We start from the raw sequence: 23942 nt of genomic DNA, 5'->3' as shown, positions 1-23942 counted from the left end.
GGATGTCGGCGGGCAGCCCGCTCATTCTGTCAGGTCGGGCCCTGGGAGCCCGCGCCGACCACCGACGTGGTGGTCGGTATCACCCGGCACAAACGACCGCGGCGGCCGTCGTCAGACGGCCGCCGCGAATCCTTGCCTGCGTCAGGCTACTTCGAGAGCTTCTCGAGTTCCTTGACGGTGTGGGACTTGGAGCCCCAGCCCACGTGGGCCTCGGCGCGCATGCGCTCGACCATGTGCGGGTAGTGCAGCTCGAACGCGGGACGCTCGGAGCGGATGCGCGGCAGTTCGTAGAAGTTGTGCCGCGGCGGCGGGCAGGAGGTCGCCCATTCCAGGGAGTTGCCGTAGCCCCACGGATCGTCCACGGTCACGACCTCGCCGTAGCGGTAGCTCTTGAAGACGTTCCAGATGAACGGCAGCATCGACGAACCCAGGATGAAGGCACCGATCGTGGAGATGGTGTTCAGGGTGGTGAAGCCGTCCGAGGGCAGGTAGTCGGCGTAGCGACGCGGCATGCCTTCGTTGCCCAGCCAGTGCTGGACCAGGAAGGTGGTGTGGAAGCCCACGAAGGTGGCCCAGAAGTGCCACTTGCCGAGGCGCTCGTCCATCATGCGGCCGGTCATCTTCGGGAACCAGAAGTAGATGCCCGCGAAGGTCGCGAACACGATGGTGCCGAAGAGCACGTAGTGGAAGTGCGCCACCACGAAGTAGGTGTCCGACACGTGGAAGTCGATCGGCGGCGCGGCCAGGATGACGCCCGAGAGACCACCGAAGAGGAAGGTCACCAGGAAGCCGATGGACCACAGCATCGGGGTTTCGAAGGTCAGCTGACCCCGCCACATGGTGCCGATCCAGTTGAAGAACTTCACACCGGTCGGAACCGCGATGAGGAAGGTCATGAACGAGAAGTACGGCAGCAGCACGGCGCCGGTGGCGTACATGTGGTGCGCCCACACCGCGATGGACAGCGCCGCGATACCCAGCGTCGCGTACACCAGCGTGGTGTAACCGAAGATCGGCTTGCGCGAGAAGACCGGGAAGATCTCCGACACGATGCCGAAGAACGGCAGCGCGATGATGTACACCTCGGGGTGACCGAAGAACCAGAACAGGTGCTGGAACAGCATCACGCCGCCCGAAGCCGGGTCGTAGATGTGCCCGCCGAGATGCCGGTCGTAGGCCAGCGCCATCAGCGCCGCGGTGAGCAGCGGGAAGGCCAGCAGCACCAGCACCGAGGTGACGGCGATGTTCCAGGTGAAGATCGGCATCCGGAACATGGTCATACCGGGGCAGCGCAGGCAGACCACGGTGGTGAGCATGTTGACGCCACCGAGGATGGTGCCCAGACCGGACACGGCCAGACCCAGGATCCACAGGTCCGCGCCGACGCCGGGCGAGTGCACGATGTCGGTCAGCGGGGTGTAGGCGGTCCAGCCGAAGTCGGCCGCGCCACCCGGGGTGATGAAGCCGGCGGTCGCCATGGTGCCGCCGAACAGGTACAGCCAGTAGCTGAACGCGTTCAGACGGGGGAACGCCACGTCGGGGGCGCCGATCTGCAGCGGCAGGATGATGTTGGCGAAGCCGAACACGATCGCGGTCGCATAGAACAGCAGCATGATCGTGCCGTGCATGGTGAACAGCTGGTTGAACTGCTCGGGCGACAGGAACTGCATGCCCGGGCGCGCCAGCTCGGCGCGCATGAGCAGCGCCATCAGGCCACCGACGAGGAAGAAGGACATGGCCGTCACGAGGTACATGACGCCGAGCACCTTCGGGTCAGTCGTGGTGACCATCTTGTAGATGAAAGAACCCTTCGGACCCGTCCGTTGCGGGTAGGGCCGAGCCGCCTCCACTTGGCGGACTGGCCTCGGTTCTACGGCAGTCACGAAACCTCCACAGGTATGCCATCGTTCGTACGCTGCTTACCGCGTCCGGTTCGGCACTTTGACGAACGACGGTGGCTTGCGCTTCAGGCATCGTAAACGTTGTCCCGACGGGCGACGCGCCTAGGTCCTACTCTGTGTCGTAATTGGGCGCGGGGGTGCCCGAAGGTACGCTGCCAGCCATGCCGGTGCGCGAGTCCGCTTCCACCCGAATCCAGTTCGCTTCCAGCCCGTCCCGTTTGCGACGTTTGCGCACCTGGGGAGTGGTGCCGGGGGTCGCCGCGGCCCTCGCGGCAAGTCTGCTGTCGGGTTGCGGAGCCCCCAGTGATGACGCGCTCTCCTCGATTGTGCGCACCACCACGAATATCGCCGGGGCGGGCGTGGTGGGTATCGAACGCGATACCCGATCCGCTTGCGCGCTCCCGGGTTCGGCCGATCCGGCCTCCGGTGCCACCCGCACCGTCTCCGGCGTCGCCGGGACCGCGGAGGTGCCCAGCGATCCCAAGCGCATCGTGGTGCTGTCCACCGCGGCCCTGGACGCGGCCTGCGGGGTCGGGGTGTGGGAGCGGGTGGTCGGCGCGGCAACGGTTTCCGGGCTCACCGACGATGCGGGCAAGGCCACGCCGCAGCCCTCCTACCTGGGCACCGGCATCGCCGCCATCCCGTCGGTGGGTCTGGTCGGCGCGCCGGATCCGGCGAAAATCGCTGAGCTGAAACCGGATCTGATCATCGGCGGCGCGGGCGAGGGCGCGGCCTACGAATCCTTGAAGGCGATCGCGCCGACCGTGCTGTTCGGCACGGACGGCGGCTGGCAGGCCCAGTTCACCGGTATCGCGGAGGCCATGGGCCGCAAGACCCTGGCCGCCAAGGCCCTCGACGACTACCGCACCGCCGCGAAAGACGCCGGGATCGCCGCCAATTCGAGCCTGACCCAGGCATCGGTGGTGCGCTTCGGCGCCGACGACATCCAGGTGCAGGGCGGCAACAGCTTCGCCGGCCAGGTGCTCGGCGACGCCGGCGTGCAGCGCCCGGCGGCGCAGCGGGTCGATTCCTACGACGTCGGTTCGAATCTCGGCGCCCAGGCCACCCGCAACAAGCTCGAGGGCGACATTCTCTACGTCATGTTCGACGGCCCGGACGGCCTGAAGTTCGGCAAGTCCACCCTGAAGAGCGACGACTGGAAGGAACTCGGCGCGGTCGGCGACCATCGCATGTTCGCGGTGGACGACAGCATCTGGCACGGATCGGGTGTGATCGCCGCCCGTGCCCTGCTGGTCGATATGAGCAAATCGCTCAATGCCTACGTGGGCGACTGACGCTCAGTCCTTCAGGTACAGATTCCAGGTGTCGTCGATGCCCTGGCGGCAGTCGAAGGCGGTCCAGCCGGGATGCGCCTGGGTGTTCTTGCCGTCCGCCTCGCAGGCGGCGCGGGTGCGGTAGTTGCCGTAGAAGATCTCGTCGGCGTGCGCGATCGGCGCGACGGCGGCGGTGATGCCCGCGGCGAGAGCGGAACCGATGAGCAGAGACTTGAACTTCACGATGGAACTCCTTCGTACCCAGCACTTTTCATCCGAACAATCACCAGTACCACGCTGGGCATAAGGTTTTCGTCAATGAAACGGCCCCCGGCGCGAATGCGCCGGGGGCCGGATCTTTTCGGGCCGGGAAGCCGGGAAATTCCCTAGAACTCCCAGTCCTCGTCTTCGGTGTTCACGGCCTTGCCGATGACGTAGCTGGAGCCGGAGCCGGAGAAGAAGTCGTGGTTCTCGTCGGCGTTGGGCGAGAGGGCCGACAGGATCGCCGGGTTCACCTCGCACTCGTCCTTCGGGAACAGGCCCTCGTAGCCGAGGTTCATCAGCGCCTTGTTGGCGTTGTAGCGCAGGAACTTCTTGACGTCCTCGGTCAGGCCGACCTCGTCGTAGAGATCCTGGGTGTACTCGACCTCGTTCTCGTACAGCTCGAACAGCAGCTCGAAGGTGTAGCTCTTGAGCTCTTCGCGCTCGGCCTCGGAGACCAGCTCCAGGCCCTTCTGGTACTTGTAGCCGATGTAGTACCCGTGCACGGCCTCGTCGCGAATGATCAGGCGGATCATGTCGGCGGTATTGGTGAGCTTGGCCCGCGAGGACCAGTGCATGGGCAGGTAGAAGCCGGAGTAGAACAGGAACGACTCCAGCAGGGTGGAGGCCACCTTGCGCTTGAGCGGGTCCTCGCCGTTGTAGTACTCGAGCACGATCTCGGCCTTGCGCTGCAGGTTCCGGTTCTCCTCGGACCAGCGGAAGGCCTCGTCGATCTCGCGCGAGGAGCACAGCGTGGAGAAGATCTGGCTGTAGCTCTTGGCGTGCACCGACTCCATGAAGGCGATATTGGTGAGCACCGCCTCCTCGTGCGGGGTGAGCGCGTCCGGGATCAGGCTGACCGCGCCGACGGTGCCCTGGATGGTGTCCAGCAGCGTCAAGCCGGTGAAAACCCGCATGGTGAGCTGCTTTTCGCTGGGGGTCAGCGTGGCCCACGACGGGATGTCATTGGAGACCGGCACCTTTTCGGGCAACCAGAAGTTGCCGGTGAGCCGATCCCAGACCTCGGCATCCTTGTCGTCCAGCACTCGGTTCCAGTTGATCGCCGATACCCGACTGATCAGTTTCACGCCCGCTCACTCACCCTTCCCAACTCACCGGCCCGTTGCGGATTTCCCTATCAAGAACACTACTACTTGGGGCCTGAAACGCACTCATGCACAAGATGTCGTGTCTCCGCGTCGTGCTCGCGCTGTGCTGCGCGAATTCCGGCGCGGGGTGCCCCGGACCGAAAAATTACAGCCGTGCAATCTGTCACAACGAGGCGGGGCGGCCACTCGGACCGCCCCGCCAGATGTTTGCCGATCAGAAGCTGAATCAGATGCCGAGCACCAGTTTCGCGGTCATGAAGTAGATGATCAGACCCGTGGCGTCCACCAGCGTGGTCACCATGGGCGCGGAGATCACCGCCGGATCGATGCGCAGCTTCTTGGCCAGCAGCGGCATGGTGCCGCCGATGGTGGCCGCCCAGCCGCAGATGACCACCAGCGTAATCGCCACCACCACCGCGATTTTGGCCTCCACGAACACCGCGCCGATGACCAGGCCGACCACCGCCAGCATGGCGCCGAGCAGCAACCCCACCCGGCATTCGCGCCAGATCACCTTGAACAGATCGGAGACTCGCACCTCCCCCACCGCCAGCGCGCGCACGCACGAGGTGGCCGCCTGCGCGCCGGCATTGCCGCCCGCGCCGATCAGCAGCGGAATGAACAGCGCCAGATGCGCCGCCTGTTCCAGGGTGGGTTCGAAGTAGTCGGTGACGGTGACCGTGAGGGTGGCCGCGACCAGCAGCAGCATCAGCCACAGCGCCCGGTAACGGGCCAGCTGGAATACGCCCGCGGCCATGTAGTGACCGGCCCACGGGGTGGTGCCGGCCTGCCGCGCCACGTCCTCGGAGTCGGCCGCCTCGATGACCTCGACGGCGTCGTCGATGGTGAGCAGCCCGACCAGTCGGTCCTCGCTGTCCACCACCGGCAGGTTGATCAGGTTGGCGCCCTGCATGAGCCGGGCCGCCTTCTCCGCGGAATCGGTGGCGCGGGCGCGCATCGGTTCCGCCTCGACCAGATCCGCGATCATGGCGTCGGGCGAGCTGAGCACCAGATCCCGCAGTTCCACCACGCCGATCAGCCGCCGGCCCGCGTCCACCACCGGCAGGGTGTAGACGGTTTCGGCCTTGCCGCCCTCGGTGCGCACCATCTGCAGGGCCTGCGCGATGGGCAGATTCCGCGGCAGCGCAATCACTTCCGGCGTCATGTAGAAACCGACCGAGCCCTCCGGGTAGCCGAGCAGGATGGCCGTCATGCGGCGCTCCTCGGCGCTCAGCCCGGCGAGCACCTTCTTGGCGACCTTGGCCGGGGCCTCGCGCAGCATGCGGGCGCGATCGTCGGGATCCATCTCCTCGACCAGATCGCGGAAGCTCTGATCGCGCAGCCCGGTCAGGATCTGCTGCTGGTCGATGGGCTCCAGCTCCTCGAACACGTCGAGGGCGCGGTCCTTGTCCAGCAACCGGAAGGCCATCCCCGCCGAGACGGCGTCCATGCGCGCGAGTTCGTCGGCGATGACGTGCGGCGGATGGTTGTCCAGCCATTCGGTGGTAGCGGCCAGGTGATGACAGTCGACGATATCGCGCAGCGAATCACCTTGCGGGCGAGCGGAATCGCCCGCGGCGTCACGCGGGTCGAAGTCGTCGGGCAACACGGCCGCCTCGGTCAGGGGTGCGACGGGCAGCGGCCGGAGCGCGGGCAGCGTCGAGACAACGGTCAGATCGGTCTGCGTCATGGCGGAACCTCAGCCGGAATTCCTCAGCCGGAACGGCGAGTGTGGGGGTGAACGGATGGAAACACCAGGTCACACCGCGGGGCACCGCCCCTACCGCGACAGCGGAGACTATCGGCAGGAGGAGGGGGCGGCGCCGCGCGGCCTTCGACTGGGGGGTTCGCTACGCATGCAACCCACCTCCTCGAAGCCGTCGCGCACCGTATAGGACACCCGTCGGTCGACGGGCGGAGGTCGTGCCCGGGATCATCCCGTGGAACGACGCAAAGCATCCTCGTGCAGGATACCCTTATCTGCGAAACCACGCTCGCACCGGGGGTTATTCCGGGAAGGTTCCCGGCGGAATCATTTTCCGATCATTTCCGGGTAACGGCCGGTCCGTACCAGTTGGGCGGCGGTCCAGCGGCGTCTAATCTCTGCCTCTGTGCGTGTTTTGGTGATAGAGGACGATCCACAGCTCAATCGCGAGGTAGCCGACGGGTTGCGCGCGGCGGGCTTCGCGGTCGACCTCGCCTTCGATATCGCCGACGGCGATTTCAAGATCGCTATCAATCGGTACGACTGCCTGGTGGTCGATCGCGGCCTGCCCGACGGCGACGGCCTGCACCTGGTCGCGAAGGTCCGCCAGAACGGCCACACCGTGCCCGCGCTCATGCTCACCGGGCGCGACGGGCTCGACGACCGGCTCGCCGGATTCGAGCACGGGGCCGACGACTATCTCACCAAGCCCTTCGCGCTACCGGAGCTGGTCATGCGGGTGCGGGCGCTGTGCCGCCGCCGGCAGCAGCCGACCGCCTCGCGAATGAGCCTGGGCGACATCGATATCGACCTGATGCGGCGGCGGGTGACGCGCGGCGGGGTGATGCTCATGCTCACCCCGAAGGAGTTCGCGGTGCTGGAACTGATGGCCGCCCGGCGCGGCAGCGTGGTGACCCGCACCGAGCTCATCGAATGCTGCTGGGACGAAATGGCCGAGCCCGCTTCGAATGTGGTGGACGCGGTGGTCGCGAAGCTGCGCCGCAAGCTCGGGGAACCGTGCGTGATCGAGACGGTGCGCGGCACCGGATTCGTGGTGCCGGCTTGAGTTCGCACAGGTCCCCCGCCGTGGCGCGGCTGCGCCGGGCGCGCTGGATGATGACCGGGCTGGTCGCGCTGATCACCCTGTCGGCGGTGCTGGTACTGGGGTGGGTGGCGGCGACCATCGACGCGCGGGCGCGCACGACCGACGCGGACCGGCGAGTGGAATTGGTGGCCGGGTCGCTGGCGCGGGCCATTCAGCACGACGGGACGCAGCTCGATTTGTCCACGGTCACCGAGGATCCGGCGTCGTCCGGTGATATCGCGGTGGTGGTGGCGGTGCGCAAACCGGGTGAGCAGTGGCGGCAGGCGCATATCTATCAGCGCTCGTACATGCCCAGCGATACCGATATCTCGACCCTGGCCACCCAGACCGAGGACCATGCCGATCAGCAGATGTACACCACGCTGCTGACCACCACCACCGACATCACCGGACGCTCGGTCCGGGTCGCCGGGACGCCGATCTTCTGGACCGATTGGGACGCGGTGGTGGTGATCCTCGCCAGCACCGACACCATGACCGGGGCGGGCGATCACCGGAATCTGGTGTGGGCGTTGACGATCGGCGGGGCGGCGCTGGTCGCGCTGGCCACCGCGGCCGCCTATCTGCTGTCCGGGCGCAGTGTGCGCGCGGCGCTGCGCATGCTCGACGAGCACGAACAGTTCCTGGGTGACGCCGCGCACGAATTGCGTACGCCGCTCACCACTTTGAAGCTGCTCACCGAATCGCGGCCGAAGAATCCGCAGGAGGTGGCGCAGACCCTGGGCGAGGCCCGGCGGCTGGCGGACCGGATGGCCCGCCTGGTCACCGGCCTGCTGGCGCGGGCGCGGGCGCAATCGGGCATCGCCGCCCCGGAGCGGACCATGCTGCGGCTGGATCAGCTGGCGGAGGCGGTGGCCGAGGAGGCCGGGGATCCGCGCATCACCGTCGCCGCGCATCCGACCGTGGTGGTCGGCGATCCGGAACTGCTGACGCTGGCCATCAAGAACATGCTGGAGAACGGGCTGACGCACGGTGCGGTGAATCGCGCCGCGCCGGTGGAAGTGCATGTGGCCGAAGGGCGGGTCAGCGTGCGCGACCACGGGCCGGGCGTGGATCCGGTGATGTCGGCGAATCCGTTCGATCGCGGGGCGGCCGGGCGGTCCGGGCGCAATGGGATCGGGCTGGCGCTGGTGGCGTGGGTGGCGCAGGTGCACGGCGGCAATGCGTCCATCGAACCGGCCGTCGGGGGCGGGACCATCGCCACCTTGTGGCTGCCGCCCGCCGATATCACCGCCGGCGCGCCGTCGGGGGCTCGCCGGTAGCGGTCACCGGCGCGCCGCACCCGGCACACATGCCCGGCTGCGCATATTTACATCCGGATATTCAGGTCGAGATGCGCTTGATATCGCTGATCAGCCAACGGCCGTCGGGCTGCTCCTCCGCTGTCACCGCCGCGGCCGTCAGGGAGATCTCCGCGCCCGCGGTGAGGTCGCTGGCGGTGGACTGTTTGACGTAGCCGATGCCGAGCGCGGTCCCGCCGGTGATCGCCCGCAGGCCGCAATTGAATTCGAGCACCTCGCTGCGGCTGTTGGTGGCGAGAAAGTACTGACGGGTCGCGTTCTGGGTGTCGATCAATTGCTGGCGATATGTCCCGGTTGTCGAATCTATAGCGCCCGCGAAATACGCGTCCAGCGAATTCGGGTCGTAACTCGACATATGGTTCAGGAAATTGTGAATGGCGTGCAGAGCCGCGATGTGCCGACTACCGATCTTGGAAATCTCGGGGGCGAGACCCGGCGCCGGTTCGCTCTGCGTCGGGAGCCCGCCGGTGCCGGTCTGGCTCGCCGCCTTGGTGGCCGGCACGCCGGCTTGCTGGGCGTCTCCGCCGTTCTGGGTGGCGTAGACGGCGCCGGCCGCGGCGGCGCCGAGCAGCGGCAGGCCCGCGAGCGCCGCGAGTTTCCGCCGGGAAATGCCCTTGCCCTCGGACTGCGAGCCGGGAAAAGCCGGCGGTTCCGCCGGCGGGAAGGACAGCGCTACTTTTTCTGTATCGGTCACATTCTTCCTCCCTGTCGTGCGGCCCTGCGAGACGTTACCCGCTGTCACAGTTCCGGGCGGGGGATTGCCGCGAATTCGAGGCCCCGAACCGAATAGTTGCCGGAATTAGGCGAATTGCGAATTCACGCGGGCGGTGGCGCGGCCCGCCGATGCGTGCTGGGCTGATTCCATGGGACTGGAATCGCTGATCATGGTGCGGCACGGGGAAAGTACGGGCAATGCGGCGAAAGCGGCCGACGATGCCGCCGGACGGGAGCGCTTCGACGAGCACGGACGCGACGCCGACGTACCGCTGTCCGACCTGGGACGCAGTCAGGCGCGAGCACTCGGGGCTCGACTGGCCGCCGATGGCCACACCTTCGACACGGTGCTGTCCTCCCCCTTCGTCCGCGCCCGCACCACCGCCGAGATCGCACTGAGTTCTCTTCCAGCCCAGCGCATCCGGCAGGACGAACGCCTGCGTGACCGCGACGTCGGCATCCTGTGGGGCCACACCGAACTGGGCATCCGCCGCCTGCACCCGGAGCAGTACCGGGAACGAGAACGCCAGGGCCGCTTCTACTATCGCCCGCCCGGCGGCGAATCCTGGACCGACGTCGCCCTGCGCCTGCGCACCCTGCTCCGCGAACTCGACGGCCACGTCCTGATCTTCACCCACGACGTGGTGATCGTCATGGCCCGCTACATCCTCGGCGACCTCGACGAAGCCACCATCCTCGACATCGAGAGCACCCAGATCGGCAACGCCTCGCTCTCACACTGGCAGCGCACCGAATCCGGCTTCCAGCTGCTCACCTACGGCGACACCACCCACCTGACCTGAGCCCGCGGGCGGCTCCGTCCGACGCCTCGCACCAGCCGATTCGAACGTCTTAGACATTTGTCTTGCACATTTGTCTTACTTCGGGTTAGAGTCGTGTCACACACTCGGAAGGGATGAAAAATGGTTACTCGCAAGAACTTCGACATCGACGGCCGCACCCTGTCCTACCTGGACTTCGGGGGTGACGGGCAGCCGGTGCTGGCGCTGCACGGGCACATGTCGGAGGCGGCGAGCTTCACCGGGTTCGCCGCGAGCCTCTCCCCTGAATGGCGGCTCATCGCGCTCGATCAGCGCGGGCACGGCCACTCCGATCGGGCCGCGGACTACAGCCGGCGCGGGTACGTCGACGATATCGTCGCATTGCTCGACCACCTGGGCCTGGAAAGCGCTGTGGTGGTGGGGCATTCGCTGGGCGGCATCAATGCCTACCAACTGGCGGCCTGGTTCCCGGAGCGGGTGCGGGCGTTCGTCGACGCCGATGGCGCGGCCGCGCTCGGCCTCGACGGCAGCAATCCACTGGAGTTCGTGCTCGGCCTGCCGCACGAGGGGCCGAGCCGCGAGCAGTTGGTCACCGAAATGGGGCCGTTCGCAGGGCATTTCGGCGCGCTGGTGCGGGAGCGGGCGGACGGGAGCTGGGGTCTGCCGTTCCATCCGGCCGATATGGTCGAGTCGGAGCATCACGTGCACGGGGACCACTGGGCCGAATGGCTGGGCAGCTCCTGCCCGGCGCTGCTCATCCGGGCGACCGACGGGGTGATTCCGGCCGAGCAAGCGGCGGACATGGTGGCGCGGCGACCGCATACCCGCATGGTGGAGCTGAACACCGATCACTTCGTCTATGTCGCCGACCCCGACGGTTTCGCCAAGGCGGTGGCGGAATTCCTGGACGAGCTGGTGTAAATCAGGGTTGCAGGCACTGTGGGGAATCACGATCGGCGGGGTCGTGGCCGGTGGCGTGGGATTCCGGGCCGCTGGCTATCGGCGAGCGCCTTGTGACGCCTCACAATCGGGCCGCCGCAAGGCTGCGCGCGATCACAGCAGCTGATCAACCGGGCACCCGCCTCCGGCGCATGGGTTAGCGTTCTTCAGTCCCCGGGGCGGTCCTGCCCGGGGCGGAAGGAGTCGCCGATGTCCGTCGATATGCCGGGGCGCGGAGGGCTCACCGTATCGGGCTCGCCGATGTCCTCACCGCTCAAGGATGTGCGCGGCATCGCCCAGCACATGGTCGGGCATTTCGTGGAGACCGTCGCGCCGTGCGGGACGCTGCCGGGGGACGCCATCCACGGGGATGTCACCACCATCACCCGCATGTGCCTGGAGCTGGCGGTGGGCATGCTGGACGGACGCGATATCCCCGAGAAGACCAAGCGGCTGGAACAGGCGGCGGCGCAGTGGGCGCGCGAGGGGATCCCCATCGACACCATTCACCACGCCATCCACGAAGGGTTCAAGATCGGGTCGAATCTGGTGATCACCGGTGCGCTGTCCCGGCATCGCAGCCCGGACGGGCCCGAGGGCACGCTCGTGATCGCCGCCGCCGATATGGAGAACATCCTGGACGGCTCGAAACTGGTGGTGGAACTGCTGGACCGGATGACCTCCGCGGTGTCGCTGGCCTACGTGCGCGAGATGCGGGCCGTGGTCGCCGAACACCACACCGCCGTGCACACCCTCACCTCGGCGCTACTGGGCGGGCACAGCACCTCCACCATGGCGCGCGAATGCGGGATCGAGATCGCCGAGTCGTATCACGTGCTCGCGGTGTCGATTCCGGAACATCCGGAGGAGCACTCCCCCACCGTGGACGGCGCGGTGGTGGCGCGGCGCAAACTGCGACGCGTACAGGCCGAGCTGGCCACCCACTACACCGACAAGGCGCTGTCGCTGCTGAGCGTGGACGGCGGCACCATTCTGCTTCCGGCGCAGGAGATTCCGGACGAGCAGCTGGACGAACTGGTCGAGGAGCTGTCCCGGGCGGCGCGGGTGCCGATCACCGCCACCTTGATTTCGGCCACGCCGCAACAGATTCCGGACGCCGCCGACCAGGCGCACGAACTCCTCGACATCGTGCACCGGCTGCGGCTGGTGCGCGGGCTGTTCCGATTCGACGAACTCGCCCTGGAATACCAGCTGACCCGGCCGGGACCGGGCCGCGACCATCTCGGATCGGTGCTGGATCCGCTCGACGAACATCCGGAACTGCTCGAGACCCTGCAGACCCACATCAGCAACAATCTCAATCGCCAGCGCACCGCCCGGCTGCTGCACGTGCACACCAATACCGTGGACTACCGGCTCAAACGCATCGGGCAACTGACCGGATTCGATCCCGCGCAGGCCTCCGGATTGTGGTACCTGCGTTCGGCATTGGTGGCGCGCACCTATCGCGCCGGCTGACAGTTGCTCGGCGCGGGCTCACCGCGCAACCGGGCATCGAGCCAGGCCAGGGCGGCGGGCAGCCCGAGCACCGCGGCGGTGAGATGGTCGGGCACCGGTATCTGCTCCGACCACACATTGGTGCCCGCCGCGCAATAGCGGGCCACGGTGTGCACCACGGCGTCGATCGGAATCAGGCCGTCGATCGGCGAATGCCATTCGAAGACCGGGATATTCGGCACGCCCGGATACAGCTCCAGGCTGTTCTCCTCCACCACCGCGCGCGCCACCGGATCACCCGTCATCACCGTCGTCTTGGCCACATCCATCACGCCCTGCCCCGCGGCGGCGGTGAGAATGTCGTTGGTGCAGCTGTTGGCCAGCTTGGCGCGCACCGCCAGCCCGCGATCGTTGAGCTGATCGCTGAGCGGGAAACGGTCCCGGTACTCGCGTTCCAGGCCCAGCCCGGCCGCCAGCGCCAGGCCGAACACCGGATGCCGGCCGTAGCCCAGGCCCTCCAGCATGCTCACCAGATTCATCGGCACCCCGCCCATGGCGGCGCCCGCCAGCCGCAGTTCGGGGGCATAGCTGGAAGCGAGCGCGGCGGCCCAGGCGGTGGCCATCCCGCCGCCGGAGTAGCCGACCATGGCGACCTGGCTGTGCTCGACCTTCAGCGCGGGCAGCCGCTGGGCGGCGCGGATACCGTCCAGGGTGATCTGGCCGCCGAGTTTGGCCGCGCCGTAGGCGAATCGGGGTCCGAGATGGTCCGGCAGCGCCAGGCTCCAGCCGTGCTGCAACAGCGCGTTCCAGGCCGGGGCCTCGCGGACCATGAGATTGGGGTCGCTGGTGTAGAGGACGTGCGAGACGGCGCACTGCGCACCCAGGCCGTTGATGATCTGCTGCAACGACAGCAGCGGGGCGTCGGCGCTGCGATTGCGGGGCGAGAGCACGGTGGTGGTGGCCGCGATCGGGTCGCCGGTGGATCCGGTGGAGCGGAACTTGATGAGGGTGATGTCGGTATCGGGGAAGGTCGCCAGTGCGGGCAGGGCGCGTACGTCGAGCACATCCCCCGGGGCGTGGTCGGCGATATCGGCCGGTGCCGCGTAGAACGGATCCGGGTCCGGGGTCGGGTCCAGGGGTTGCGCGCTGACCACCCCCGGCGCGCTCGCGATCAGCAACGCTCCGAACAGTGCCGTCAACCGCGCATGTCGTAATCGAATCCGCATGGGGCCGTATTCCTTCCGCCGCCTGCCGCCGACTCCGCTGCGGGCAGGTACTCTCGGGCAGCGTAGAAATTCGGCCGGGGTGCGGGTAAGGCGCGGGGAAAAGCTTGCGATAGTTCACAACGGCGGGGACGAGATCTTGTGAATACGAGGTTTTTCCGTTCCCTCGGGTAACAATAATCGCGATACATCCCTTGTGACTTGTCCAGTCAGGCCGTTGGAACACGTTCCTGCACAACCGGTTCCGCTTAGCGTCCGAGGTGAGATCAGCCCGGACGAGGAGCGCGAAATGACCGGCACCATCGACAGCGAAGCTCTGACCCACCGGATCACCGTGTACGCGGGCGGTCCCCACGACAATGCCGAACTGGTGATGGAGTACGCGGCCACCTGGTCGGAGGCGTCGGCGTTCACGGTCGCGGCGGTGCAGGCCGGACTGGTGGTGACCGTGGACAATCGCATCCGCCCCGGCCTGCGGCGGCTGCCCCGATACGGCTTGCGGCACTGAGCTTTTCGGTCACCCCGATTTCCGGGCGAACGCGCCCGCGATGGTCTGCCACGCGGCGTCCAGCTGCGTCCCGAAGTCCTCCCAGGTGTGCAGGCCCGCGGCTTCGTAGTGCACGGTGGCGGGAATTCCCAGCTCGCTCAATCGTTTCGCGAACCGTTCGGTGCAGGCGCGGGCGCCCGCTTCCAGGGCCGCCCCGCCGCCGGCCAGTTGCAGCGCCGCCGCCACGTCCGGGGCGCGCGCCACGTTCAGCAGATCCGCCACGGTCGGGATCCCGGTCGCCGCGGACAGGTGAATCACGGTGCCCCGCAAGGCTTCCGCCGCCACCGTGCTGTCATGCGCGGCCCACTCGCCGGTGCCCGGCGGGCCCCACAGGTTCAGGACGTTCCCGCCCCGAGAGGCCACCGTGATGGTGGTGACCGCGCTGCCGGTGCCGTCGACCGTCGAATAGCATCCGCTGATGCCGGCCACCGCGCGATAGAACCCCGGATGCCGGTGCGCGAGCATCATCGCCCCTTGCGCACCCATCGACACCCCCGCCACGGCGCGCTCGCCTGTGCCTCCCAGCCGGTTCTCGATGACGCCGGGCAGTTCCCGGGTCAGGAACGTCTCCCAGCGATTCCAGCCGAGCGCCGCGTCCGGCCGCTCCCAATCGCTGTACATGCTGCCCGTACCGCCCGAGGGCAGCACCACGTCCACCGCTTTCCCGGCGAAGAACTCGGCGGCTCCCCCTTTCGTCAGCCAGTCCGAAACCCCTTCGGCGTCAACGCCGTCCAGGAGATACAGGGTCGGCCGGGGCCCGGTGCCGCGGCCGCGCAGCACGTCCACGCCGACCGCCCGGCCCATCGACTCGGACGTCACGTACATCCGCTCCCACCCGGCAGTCTCCGCCCGCGCCCCCGCCGGCATACCCACCACTCCCACCACCAACGCCACCACGGCCACCATCCAGCGCACGGCCACGGCCTGCCTCCCATCGATCCGAGATTCGCGACCGAAGCTAGGTCCGCACCCCCGCGCGCCCACCCCGTTTCCCCGACCACTGGACCGTTCACCGCCGCACCGCCGTTCCCACTGTTCCCCGTCACAACCGCCGTCACCTGCCCGAACGCCGAAAGGCCCACCGGGCGGACACGATTCGTCCATCCGGTGGGCCGGTCTTTCGTCGCAGGAAAACGAAGGCTGAACATCACCTCCAAAACCACTGTGGGCTATCGGTTCTCGTCCCGGCGACCGTGCCGCGCATCTCGGTTCCACCGCCGGGACTCCCCGACCCTAACCATGCCCGCGCGCCGAATCCCCGGTCCGCGGCGGCTTCTGGAGACTTCACAACCTCCGCCCCGGCCGTCCTTGGATCGGTCACACCGCCCCCGGATACGCCGAAGGCGCCCCCGGGGATCGGGAGCGCCTTCGCGTCGGTGCGGGTGCGCCGCGTCAGAGCATGCAGCTCACGCAGCCCTCGACCTCGGTGCCTTCCAGGGCCATCTGGCGGATGCGGATGTAGTACAGCGTCTTGATGCCCTTGCGCCAGGCGTAGATCTGGGCGCGGTTGACATCGCGGGTGGTGGCGCTGTCCTTGAAGAACAGGGTCAGCGACAGGCCCTGATCGACGTGCTGGGTGGCCGCCGCATAGGTGTCGATGATCTTCTCGAAGCCGATGTCGTAGGCGTCCTCGAAGTATTCGAGGTTGTCGTTGGTCAGGTAGGGGGCCGGGTAGTAGACGCGGCCGATCTTGCCTTCCTTGCGGATCTCGATCTTCGACGCGACCGGGTGGATGGAGCTGGTCGAGTGGTTGATGTAGGAGATCGAACCGGTCGGCGGGACCGCCTGCAGGTTCTGGTTGTAGATGCCGTGCTCCATGACCGAGGCCTTGAGCTCGCGCCAGTCGTCCTGGGTCGGGATGTGCACGTTCGCATCGGCGAAGATCTGGCGCACGCGCTCGGTCGCCGGCTCCCACACCTGCTCGGTGTACTTGTCGAAGAACTCGCCCGAGGCGTACTTGGACTCGGGGAAGCCGCCGAAGTAGCTGCCGCGCTCCTGGGCGATCAGGTTCGAGGCCCGGATGGCGTGGTAGGCCACGGTGTAGAAGTAGATGTTGGTGAAGTCCACGCCCTCTTCGGAGCCGTAGTGGACCCGCTCGCGCGCCAGGTAACCGTGCAGGTTCATCTGCCCCAGGCCGATGGCGTGGGATTCGTTGTTGCCCTGCTCGATCGACGGCACCGAGTAGATGTGGGTCTGGTCCGACACCGCGGTGAGCGCGCGGATGGCGGTCTCCACGGTCTTTCCGAAGTCCGGCGAATCCATCGACTTGGCGATGTTCAGCGAACCCAGGTTGCAGGAGATGTCCTTGCCGACCTTGGAGTAGGACAGATCGTCGTTGAACTCCGACGGGGTGGAGACCTGCAGGATCTCCGAGCACAGGTTGGAGTGGGTGATCTTGCCCTTGATCGGGTTCGCCCGGTTCACGGTGTCCTCGTACATGATGTACGGGTAACCGGACTCGAACTGCAGCTCGGCGATGGTCTGGAAGAACTCGCGCGCCTTGATCTTCGACTTGCGGATGCGCTTGTCGTCGACCATCTCGTAGTACTTCTCGGTCACGTTGATGTCCGCGAACGGCACGCCGTAGATGCGCTCCACGTCGTACGGCGAGAAGAGGTACATGTCCTCGTTCTTCTTCGCCAGCTCGAACGTGATGTCCGGGATCACGACGCCGAGGGACAGCGTCTTGATGCGGATCTTCTCGTCCGCGTTCTCGCGCTTGGTGTCGAGGAAGCGGTAGATGTCGGGGTGGTGGGCGTGCAGGTAGACCGCGCCCGCGCCCTGGCGCGCACCCAGCTGGTTGGCGTAGGAGAAGGAGTCCTCCAGCAGCTTCATGATCGGGATGACGCCCGAGGACTGGTTCTCGATCTTCTTGATCGGGGCGCCGGTCTCACGAATATTGCTGAGCAGCAAGGCCACGCCGCCGCCGCGCTTGGACAGCTGCAGGGCGGAGTTGATGGAGCGGCCGATCGACTCCATATTGTCTTCGATGCGCAGCAGGAAGCAGGACACCGGCTCGCCGCGCTGCTTCTTGCCGGAGTTCAGGAAGGTCGGGGTGGCGGGCTGGAAGCGGCCGTCCATGATCTCTTCGACCAGTTCGGAGGCCAGCTGCTCGTCACCCGCGGCGAGGGTCAGCGCGACCATGCAGACGCGGTCCTCGAACCGCTCCAGGTAGCGCTTGCCGTCGAAGGTCTTCAGCGTGTACGAGGTGTAGTACTTGAACGCGCCGAGGAAGGTGGGGAACCGGAACTTCTTGCCGTAAGCCTGCTTGAACAGCTTCTTGGTGAAGTCGAAGCTGTACTTGTCGAGCACCTCGGTCTCGTAATAGTTCTCTTTGACGAGGTAGTCGAGCTTCTCCCGCAGATTGTGGAAGAAGACGGTGTTCTGGTTGACGTGCTGCAGGAAGTACTGGTGCGCGGCCTCGCGATCCTTGTCGAACTGGATCTCGCCGTTGGGACCGTACAGGTTCAGCATCGCGTTGAGGGCGTGGTAGTCCATGCCCGAGGTGTCGGTGCTGCTGACGGTCCGCTCTACGCGGGCAGCCTTTCCGGCCGGTGCTGTTGTCGTTGCCAAAACAAGTCCAATCCCTCTCGGACGCGCTCGACGTCCTCGGCAGTTCCCATGAGTTCGAAGCGATACAGGTACGGCACCCCTGCCTTGCGCGAGATGACCTCTCCCGCAAAGCAGTACGTATCACCGAAGTTGGTGTTGCCGGCCGCGATCACGCCGCGCAACAGGGCGCGGTTGTGGGGATCGTTGAGGAATTTGGCCACCTGACGGGGGACGAATTCCTTTTCGGATCGGGTCCCTCCCAAAACATGCCGACCACCCCCGTAGGTGGGGACGATCAGCACGTAGGGTTCGTCGACGCGAAGCGAGTCGGCAGTATGAAGCGGTATGCGAACGGCGGGGACGCCCAGCCGTTCGACGAAGCGGTGCGTGTTCTCCGAAGCACTGGAGAAGTAGACGAGATTGCTTGTCGTTTCGGACATCTCGGCCATCTCCCTCCTTCCGGGTTCGGACAACCTGCTGGAGCGGGGAGCCGCTCCGGGGCCGCTAAGCGACGGCGACGGCGTCGGCCAGGGCCTTGATGCGGTCCGGGCGGAAGCCGGACCAGTGGTCCTCACCGGCGACGACGACGGGGGCCTGCAGGTAGCCCAGGGCCATGACGTAGTCGCGGGCTTCGGGGTTCTCCGAGATGTCGATGACGTCGTAGGCGACACCGGCCTTGTCGAGCGCGCGGTAGGTGGCATTGCACTGAACACAAGCGGGCTTGGTGTAAACGGTGATGGTCATTGGTATCCCCTTCTCCTGGCCTTCGATCCGTATGCAGTGCACGGCTGAAAACAAGATCCACATAGTTCCTGCGCAAACCCCTGGAAGTGGGACCGAAGCCCCTGGTCGCGGAGACCGGAACCGTGATTTCTCCGGTTCATCTCTCGCGGCGTTCCAGCTCCCAAGACACTACACCTAGTGGCCGACAGAATCTTCCAACACGACATGTTGCGACTCACAAAGGTGAAATTCTGGTGCCGTAAGTACCTGGACAGTCGATTCGCAACTCGACACGACTGAGGCACAGATCACAATTTGGACCTTCAGCACATTTTCAGCAAACCCACCGTTCCCCCTGATCAACTGGCATCACAGCAGTCACAGGAGTCTCGGGCGAACAGGGGGTTCGGCGCGGGCGCGGGCGGTGCCCCGAATTCCTGGGGCACCGGATCGCTTCGGCGTGTCGCGCTCAGGAGAGCGTGAAGCTCGAACCGTCCACCGGGCCCGGGTACAGCACCCGGTTGGTGGCGGCGATGCCGTAGACCTGAGCGTCATAGGCGGACAGCGGTTTTCCGTCGATCTCGATCTCGGTGAAGGTCACCGGAGTGAAACCGGGCAGGGCGGCGTCGAGATGGCCCTCGATCACGATCTCCGCGGTGCGGGCGGGGGCATCGGAGACCTGGGAGGCGACCTTGCGCCAGTTCCGGGTGCGGTTCTCCAGGGTCATCGTGTAGACGTGGCCGTCCCAATCCACCGCGGCGTGCATGACATCGCCGGCGTTCACGTTCACGTCCTCGTAGATGACGGGCGGGTCCGGATAGCCCTCCCACCATCCGTCGCTACCCTGCTCCGGCACGCAGGCCGCGCCGAGCGCCCCGGTCGCGCAGAGGCCGTCGGCGATGCCGCCGAGCGTGTTCGACAGATCGTCCCCGGCCGCCATGACCTGATTGGCCAGCCACGGACTGGTGTAGACGAGCCCGGCCGCCACATTCTCCAATTGCAGGCCGGGCATGGTGGCGTAGACGGCGGCATCGCTGATGCATCCGGTTTCGGCGCCGGTCTGCATGAGCGGCAGCGTCACCCTGTTGTCCGGGCCGTTCGCGCCGTTCAGGCCGACCCAGGGCACCACGCGCTGGAACACACCGGGATTGGTGCAGGTCACGGCCGGCTGCACCCAGGTGGCGCTGACCGAGCGGAAGTCGCCCTTGATCACGTACCCGGCCCAGTTGCCCAGGTGCACAAGGACGTTCGATTCCGCGGCGGCCTCGGCGGCGCTCACCGTCGCGGTCGACAGGGCCAGCAGGCCCGCCGCGCAATACCGGCTCCAGGCGCGTTTGCCTGCTAGTAGCTTCATGAGCTGAAGTTAGCCGATGAAGGGCCCGAAAAGCGCGAGGCCACGGCTGGAAAGCCTTGGCCTCGTACTGGATTCAGCGAGTAATCAAATTGTTTGCCGGTTGCTCGCTCCCCTGGCTAGGCGGTGCGTCCGCGCGCGTTCAGGCGTTCGCCTTGACGGCCACGGCCGCGTCGGCGAGCAGGCGCACGGTGGCGGCCAGCTGGGTCAGCGCCTCGGCGTCGTCGGCCGGGTGCGCGTCGCCGAACCGCTGGCCGATGGTGCCGAAGTTCAGCGAGGCTTCCTTCAGCACATCGGCGCCGGCCACGCCCAGCGCCTTCACGGCGTCGTCATGCGACCACTTGGCGGCGTTCGGCGAGATGGAGGCGCTGACCACCGCGACCGGCTTGGTCTTCAGCGCGCCGACACCGTACGGGCGCGAGGCCCAGTCGATGGCGTTCTTGAGCACGGCGGGCAGGGTGCCGTTGTATTCGGGGGTGACCAGCAGCAGACCGTCACTGGCGGTCACGGCTTCCCGCAGGGCGAGGGCGGCAGCGGGTACCTTGCCTTCGACATCCAGGTCTTCGTTGTAGAAAGGAATATCGGCGAGGCCCTCGTAGATGGCGACCTCGACACCCTCCGGAGAGGTCTGCGCGGCGGCCTCGGCCAGCCGGCGGTTGATCGAGGCGGCACGGAGGCTGCCGACCAGAGCGAGAAGGCGGGTCTGCGACATGGTGATCACTCCTGGGAATTTCTGATCCAGTGGCTAACTTGCATGAGACACTAACCGGACTACGGTCCGCTTCCATTCCCGGCTTGGGAGAACCTGCACTGTGAACCCCGACACACCGCCCGCCAGCCACTCCGACCGGCCCGCACCGGCGGATCTGGCGCTGAACCTGTCCATCGAAGCCGTCGGGCTGCCGGTCGAACCGGTGCCCGGCCAGATCTCGCCGGCGCACGCGGTCCAGCTGCTCAATCCCGGCGGCACCCACGAGCGCAGCGATGCCGCCCGCAATCGGCAGCTGCTGCTCGACGCCGCCGAGACGCTGGTGCGCGAACAGGGGGTGGGCGCGGTGACCATGGACGCGGTCGCCAAACGGGCGGGCGTCGGCAAGGGCACCGTGTTCCGGCGGTTCGGCAATCGCGCGGGGTTGATGCTGGCGCTGCTCGATCAATCCGATCAGAAGTTGCAGGCCGCCTACATGTTCGGGCCGCCGCCGCTGGGTCCGGGCGCACCGCCCGCCGAACGCCTGATCGCCTTCGGCCGCGCCCGCCTGGCCGCCGTCGAGGTGGAGGGCGACGTGCGCAAGGCCGCCGATCTGCAACGGCATTCCAGCGCGCCCTACAACATCTCCAAAACCCATGTGGCGCTGCTGCTCCGGCAGGCCGGCACGCCCTGCGATCCGCGTCTGCTCGCCGACACCCTGCTGGCGACTCTGGACGCGGCGCTGGTGCTGCATCAGATCCGGGCGCTCGGCTACACCCTGGAACAGATCGGCGACCACTGGGAGACGCTCGTCCGCACGGTCACCGCCACACCCGCCCCGTTAGAGTGACGGGCATGGGGAACCTGCGCGCACAGATCATCGCCGAATTGGGCGTCTCGCCGACCATCGAACCGAAACTCGAAGTGCGACGGCGCATCGATTTCCTCAAGGACTACCTGCGCTCCACTCCCGCACAGGGTTTCGTGCTCGGCATCAGCGGCGGCCAGGACTCCACCCTCACCGGCCGCCTCTGCCAGCTGGCCGCCGAGGAACTGCGCGCCGAAGGCCGCGACGCCACCTTCGTGGCCGTCCGCCTCCCCTACGGCGTGCAAGCCGACGAGGAGGACGCCCAGATCGCGCTGCGTTTCATCCAGCCCGATCGCTCGGTCACCGTCAACGTCAAGCCCAGCGCCGACGCCGGCGCGGACGAAGCGGCCCAGGCCATCAGCGAGATCATCGGCGCCGCCCCCCTGCGAGACTTCGTGCGCGGCAACATCAAAGCCCGCGAACGCATGGTCCTCCAATACGCCATCGCCGGCCAGCTCAACCTGCTCGTCGTCGGCACCGACCACGCCGCCGAAGCCATCACCGGCTTCTTCACCAAATACGGCGACGGCGGCGTGGACCTCACCCCCCTCACCGGCCTCAGCAAACGCCAAGGCGCCGCCCTCCTCCAAGAACTCGGCGCCCCGCCGAGCGTCTGGCAGAAGGTCCCCACCGCCGACCTCGAAGACGACCGCCCCGCCCTCCCCGACGAGGAAGCCCTGGGCCTGAAGTACTCTCAAATCGACGACTACCTCGAAGGCCACGAAGTAGCCCCAGAGGTAGCCGAAAAACTCGAAACCATCTACCGCAACACCCGCCACAAGCGCACCGTCCCGGTCACCCCGCTCGACGACTGGTGGAAGTAGCTCCACCCGAACGGTTTTCGCGACGGCGCGCCGCTATCTCGGTGCGCCGTCGCTCTTCATCACGCTGGTGCCGCAGGTCAGCTTGGGAATCGCCGAGCCCTCGGCGAGGGAATGCAGGGCGGTGAAGACTATCGCCGTACCGAAGAGCAAGGCGAGCAGGGGCCGCGTCATGCGCTACCTCCGGGGGGAGGGATGTACCGGACACCTGGGGTATCCGTGCGCTCGGCTATAGCGTTACCGAATATTTGCGGAGGGGGTTGCTAGCCGCCGGCGAAGGGTGGGAGGACGTCTACGCGTGAGGGGAGGGGGACGGTGGCGTCTCGGGTGAGTTCGTCGCCGATGAGGTAGGCGCAGACCTTGAGCATGGGGTCGAGGTCGGGGCCGTAGGTGGCGGCGAGGGTGGTGCGGAGGTCGCCGATGGTGGCGTCGGCGGGGAGGTCCAGGTGTTCGCTGGACTTGCCTACCGCGTCGGCAATGGCGGCGAAATAGCGGACCTCAACCACCGATGGCTCCCATCGTTCGTTCGGGCGGGACGAAGCCGGCGGCGTCGATGCCGTGGCCGGCCCATTTCTGCCACATGGCGCCACGCCACAGGGTGGCGATATCGGCGTCGGAGGCGTTGGCGCGCAAGGCCGCTCGCACGTCGTACTCCTGATCGCTGAACAGGCAGGAGCGGATGCGGCCGTCGGCGGTGAGCCGGGTGCGGTCGCAGTCGCCGCAGAACTTGCGGGTGACCGAGGCGATGATGCCGACCGTGGCGGGGCCGCCGTTCACCAGCCAGCGTTCGGCGGGCGCGGAAGGGTCCTCGCGGCCGGTTTCGGTGAGGGTGAAGCGGGCGCCGAGGACGTTCAGGAGCTCGGCGGCGGTGATCATGTTGGCGCGCGCCCACTCGTGGTCGGCGTCCAAAGGCATCTCTTCGATGAAGCGCAGTTCGCAGCCTTCGTCGAGACACCATTGCAGCAGGTCGGCGGCGCCGCCGAGGGTTTCGCGCATGAGCACGGCATTGACCTTGATGGGGGCCAGGCCGGCCTGCCGGGCGGCGCGGATACCGGCGAGCACCGAATCCAGGCGATCGCGGCGGGTCAGTTTGGCGAAGCCGTCGCGGTCGACGGTGTCGAGGGAGATATTGATGCGGCTGAGCCCGGCCTCGACCAGTTTGCGGGCGCGATGCTCGAGACCGACGCCATTGCTGGTCATGGACAGCGGGATATCGGGTAGCTCGGCGCGGCACCCGGCGATGATCTGTTCCAGATCGCGGCGCATGAGCGGCTCGCCGCCGGTGAATCGCACTTCCTGCACACCCAGTTCGCGAACCGCCAGCACCACCAGGCGCACCAGTTCGGAAGTGCTGAGCAGCTCGTCCGCGGGGATAGCGGGCAGGCCCTCCTCGGGCATGCAGTAGGTGCAGCGCAGCGAACACTTCTCGGTGATGGACACGCGCAGATCCCGGGCCACACGGCCGAAACGGTCCACCAGGAACGGGGTATCGGGGCGGCCGTCCATCGAGGGCTGCCCGGTTCGAACTGCGGGCATGCCCATCGCGACCACGGTCATCCGACCATTATTGCCCCATGCGCAACCCCTCGCGCCAGTGCGCGGCCGGGGTTTCTTCACCGG

Annotated in this window: 24 protein-coding genes; 9 read left to right on the top strand and 15 right to left on the bottom strand. The window is 67.0% G+C overall.

The genetic code is table 11. The annotated features are described in order from the left end of the window. Window positions 1-146 precede the first annotated feature (146 nt). Window positions 147-1883 (bottom strand): aa3-type cytochrome oxidase subunit I, encoded by a 1737-nt coding sequence (gene ctaD / locus NY1_RS11330; RefSeq protein ID WP_067710962.1) that lies wholly within the window; start codon window positions 1881-1883, stop codon window positions 147-149. A gap of 179 nt (window positions 1884-2062) precedes the next feature. Between ctaD and NY1_RS11325 the strand changes: the two genes are divergently transcribed. Next, window positions 2063-3196, top strand: a complete 1134-nt coding sequence (locus tag NY1_RS11325) for an ABC transporter substrate-binding protein (protein WP_084534863.1) — start codon at window positions 2063-2065, stop codon at window positions 3194-3196. A gap of 3 nt (window positions 3197-3199) precedes the next feature. On the opposite strand, the gene NY1_RS11320 is transcribed toward NY1_RS11325, so the two are convergent. From NY1_RS11320 to mgtE, 3 genes are all read right to left on the bottom strand, one after another. Continuing rightward, entirely contained in the window at window positions 3200-3418 is a 219-nt protein-coding gene (locus tag NY1_RS11320; RefSeq protein ID WP_067710960.1) for a hypothetical protein, read from the bottom strand. A gap of 143 nt (window positions 3419-3561) precedes the next feature. Continuing rightward, window positions 3562-4524: a class 1b ribonucleoside-diphosphate reductase subunit beta gene (nrdF, locus tag NY1_RS11315; RefSeq protein WP_067710958.1), complete on the bottom strand. Its 963-nt coding sequence runs from the start codon at window positions 4522-4524 to the stop codon at window positions 3562-3564. Window positions 4525-4771: 247 nt separating this feature from the next. Beyond that, window positions 4772-6235, bottom strand: a complete 1464-nt coding sequence (gene mgtE, locus NY1_RS11310; protein WP_084534862.1) for a magnesium transporter — start codon at window positions 6233-6235, stop codon at window positions 4772-4774. A gap of 421 nt (window positions 6236-6656) precedes the next feature. Here mgtE and NY1_RS11305 point away from each other — a divergent pair, with 421 nt between their 5' ends. Then, a complete protein-coding gene (locus NY1_RS11305) occupies window positions 6657-7316 on the top strand; it encodes a response regulator transcription factor (protein ID WP_067710956.1) in 660 nt (219 codons plus the stop codon). Beyond that, window positions 7313-8617, top strand: coding sequence for a sensor histidine kinase (locus NY1_RS11300; protein WP_157762156.1), 1305 nt, complete (start codon window positions 7313-7315; stop codon window positions 8615-8617). The genes NY1_RS11305 and NY1_RS11300 overlap by 4 nt, the downstream gene beginning before the upstream one ends. A gap of 61 nt (window positions 8618-8678) precedes the next feature. On the opposite strand, the gene NY1_RS11295 is transcribed toward NY1_RS11300, so the two are convergent. Beyond that, window positions 8679-9350, bottom strand: coding sequence for a hypothetical protein (locus NY1_RS11295; protein ID WP_067710952.1), 672 nt, complete (start codon window positions 9348-9350; stop codon window positions 8679-8681). A 169-nt stretch (window positions 9351-9519) separates the two neighbouring features. Between NY1_RS11295 and NY1_RS11290 the strand changes: the two genes are divergently transcribed. From NY1_RS11290 to NY1_RS11280, 3 genes are all read left to right on the top strand, one after another. Continuing rightward, window positions 9520-10173, top strand: coding sequence for a histidine phosphatase family protein (locus NY1_RS11290; protein ID WP_067711482.1), 654 nt, complete (start codon window positions 9520-9522; stop codon window positions 10171-10173). 120 nt (window positions 10174-10293) lie between these two features. Then, complete coding sequence (locus tag NY1_RS11285) at window positions 10294-11073, top strand: alpha/beta fold hydrolase (RefSeq protein ID WP_067710950.1); 780 nt, start codon at window positions 10294-10296, stop codon at window positions 11071-11073. A 228-nt stretch (window positions 11074-11301) separates the two neighbouring features. Then, window positions 11302-12570, top strand: a complete 1269-nt coding sequence (locus tag NY1_RS11280) for a PucR family transcriptional regulator (RefSeq protein WP_067710948.1) — start codon at window positions 11302-11304, stop codon at window positions 12568-12570. On the opposite strand, the gene NY1_RS11275 is transcribed toward NY1_RS11280, so the two are convergent. Beyond that, the gene (locus tag NY1_RS11275) at window positions 12555-13775 is read right to left on the bottom strand and encodes a lipase family protein (protein WP_067710946.1); all 1221 of its coding nucleotides are present in this window, start codon (window positions 13773-13775) and stop codon (window positions 12555-12557) included. The two genes, NY1_RS11280 and NY1_RS11275, sit on opposite strands and share 16 nt — an antisense overlap. 286 nt (window positions 13776-14061) lie before the next feature. Between NY1_RS11275 and NY1_RS11270 the strand changes: the two genes are divergently transcribed. After that, the gene (locus NY1_RS11270; RefSeq protein ID WP_067710944.1) at window positions 14062-14280 is read left to right on the top strand and encodes a hypothetical protein; all 219 of its coding nucleotides are present in this window, start codon (window positions 14062-14064) and stop codon (window positions 14278-14280) included. Between the two features lie 9 nt (window positions 14281-14289). On the opposite strand, the gene NY1_RS11265 is transcribed toward NY1_RS11270, so the two are convergent. The 6 genes from NY1_RS11265 to NY1_RS11240 form a co-directional block, all read right to left on the bottom strand. After that, on the bottom strand, window positions 14290-15240 hold the full coding sequence (locus tag NY1_RS11265) for an alpha/beta hydrolase (RefSeq protein ID WP_233434283.1): 951 nt from the start codon (window positions 15238-15240) through the stop codon (window positions 14290-14292). Window positions 15241-15711: 471 nt separating this feature from the next. Continuing rightward, window positions 15712-17817 (bottom strand): class 1b ribonucleoside-diphosphate reductase subunit alpha, encoded by a 2106-nt coding sequence (gene nrdE / locus NY1_RS11260; RefSeq protein WP_067710942.1) that lies wholly within the window; start codon window positions 17815-17817, stop codon window positions 15712-15714. A gap of 32 nt (window positions 17818-17849) precedes the next feature. Next, window positions 17850-18320, bottom strand: coding sequence for a class Ib ribonucleoside-diphosphate reductase assembly flavoprotein NrdI (gene nrdI, locus NY1_RS11255; RefSeq protein ID WP_067710940.1), 471 nt, complete (start codon window positions 18318-18320; stop codon window positions 17850-17852). 55 nt (window positions 18321-18375) lie between these two features. Further along, window positions 18376-18615 (bottom strand): redoxin NrdH, encoded by a 240-nt coding sequence (locus NY1_RS11250; protein ID WP_067710938.1) that lies wholly within the window; start codon window positions 18613-18615, stop codon window positions 18376-18378. Window positions 18616-19063: 448 nt separating this feature from the next. Further along, window positions 19064-19948: a G1 family glutamic endopeptidase gene (locus tag NY1_RS11245; RefSeq protein ID WP_067710936.1), complete on the bottom strand. Its 885-nt coding sequence runs from the start codon at window positions 19946-19948 to the stop codon at window positions 19064-19066. A 139-nt stretch (window positions 19949-20087) separates the two neighbouring features. Next, window positions 20088-20657, bottom strand: coding sequence for an NAD(P)H-dependent oxidoreductase (locus NY1_RS11240; RefSeq protein WP_067711480.1), 570 nt, complete (start codon window positions 20655-20657; stop codon window positions 20088-20090). A 238-nt stretch (window positions 20658-20895) separates the two neighbouring features. On the opposite strand from NY1_RS11240, the gene NY1_RS11235 reads away from it, so the two are divergent. Both NY1_RS11235 and nadE read left to right on the top strand, forming a co-directional pair. Beyond that, on the top strand, window positions 20896-21483 hold the full coding sequence (locus NY1_RS11235; protein ID WP_157762178.1) for a TetR/AcrR family transcriptional regulator: 588 nt from the start codon (window positions 20896-20898) through the stop codon (window positions 21481-21483). A gap of 5 nt (window positions 21484-21488) precedes the next feature. Continuing rightward, window positions 21489-22325: an NAD(+) synthase gene (gene nadE / locus NY1_RS11230; protein WP_067710933.1), complete on the top strand. Its 837-nt coding sequence runs from the start codon at window positions 21489-21491 to the stop codon at window positions 22323-22325. A 33-nt stretch (window positions 22326-22358) separates the two neighbouring features. On the opposite strand, the gene NY1_RS42770 is transcribed toward nadE, so the two are convergent. The 3 genes from NY1_RS42770 to moaA form a co-directional block, all read right to left on the bottom strand. Then, window positions 22359-22496: a hypothetical protein gene (locus tag NY1_RS42770; RefSeq protein ID WP_157762155.1), complete on the bottom strand. Its 138-nt coding sequence runs from the start codon at window positions 22494-22496 to the stop codon at window positions 22359-22361. Window positions 22497-22585: 89 nt separating this feature from the next. Then, window positions 22586-22828 carry a MoaD/ThiS family protein gene (locus NY1_RS11225; RefSeq protein ID WP_067710931.1) on the bottom strand — a complete coding sequence of 81 codons (243 nt, stop codon included), beginning with the start codon at window positions 22826-22828 and terminating at the stop codon, window positions 22586-22588. After that, window positions 22821-23879, bottom strand: a complete 1059-nt coding sequence (gene moaA, locus NY1_RS11220; RefSeq protein WP_067710929.1) for a GTP 3',8-cyclase MoaA — start codon at window positions 23877-23879, stop codon at window positions 22821-22823. The genes NY1_RS11225 and moaA overlap by 8 nt, the downstream gene beginning before the upstream one ends. Between the last annotated feature and the right edge of the window lie 63 nt (window positions 23880-23942).

Origin of the sequence: Nocardia yamanashiensis NBRC 100130 (genome assembly GCF_001613325.1) — a bacterium.
In the GTDB taxonomy this organism is placed as follows: domain Bacteria; phylum Actinomycetota; class Actinomycetes; order Mycobacteriales; family Mycobacteriaceae; genus Nocardia; species Nocardia yamanashiensis.
The sequence above is the reverse complement of the archived record's forward strand: the minus strand, read 5'-3'. Positions and strand labels throughout refer to the sequence as shown.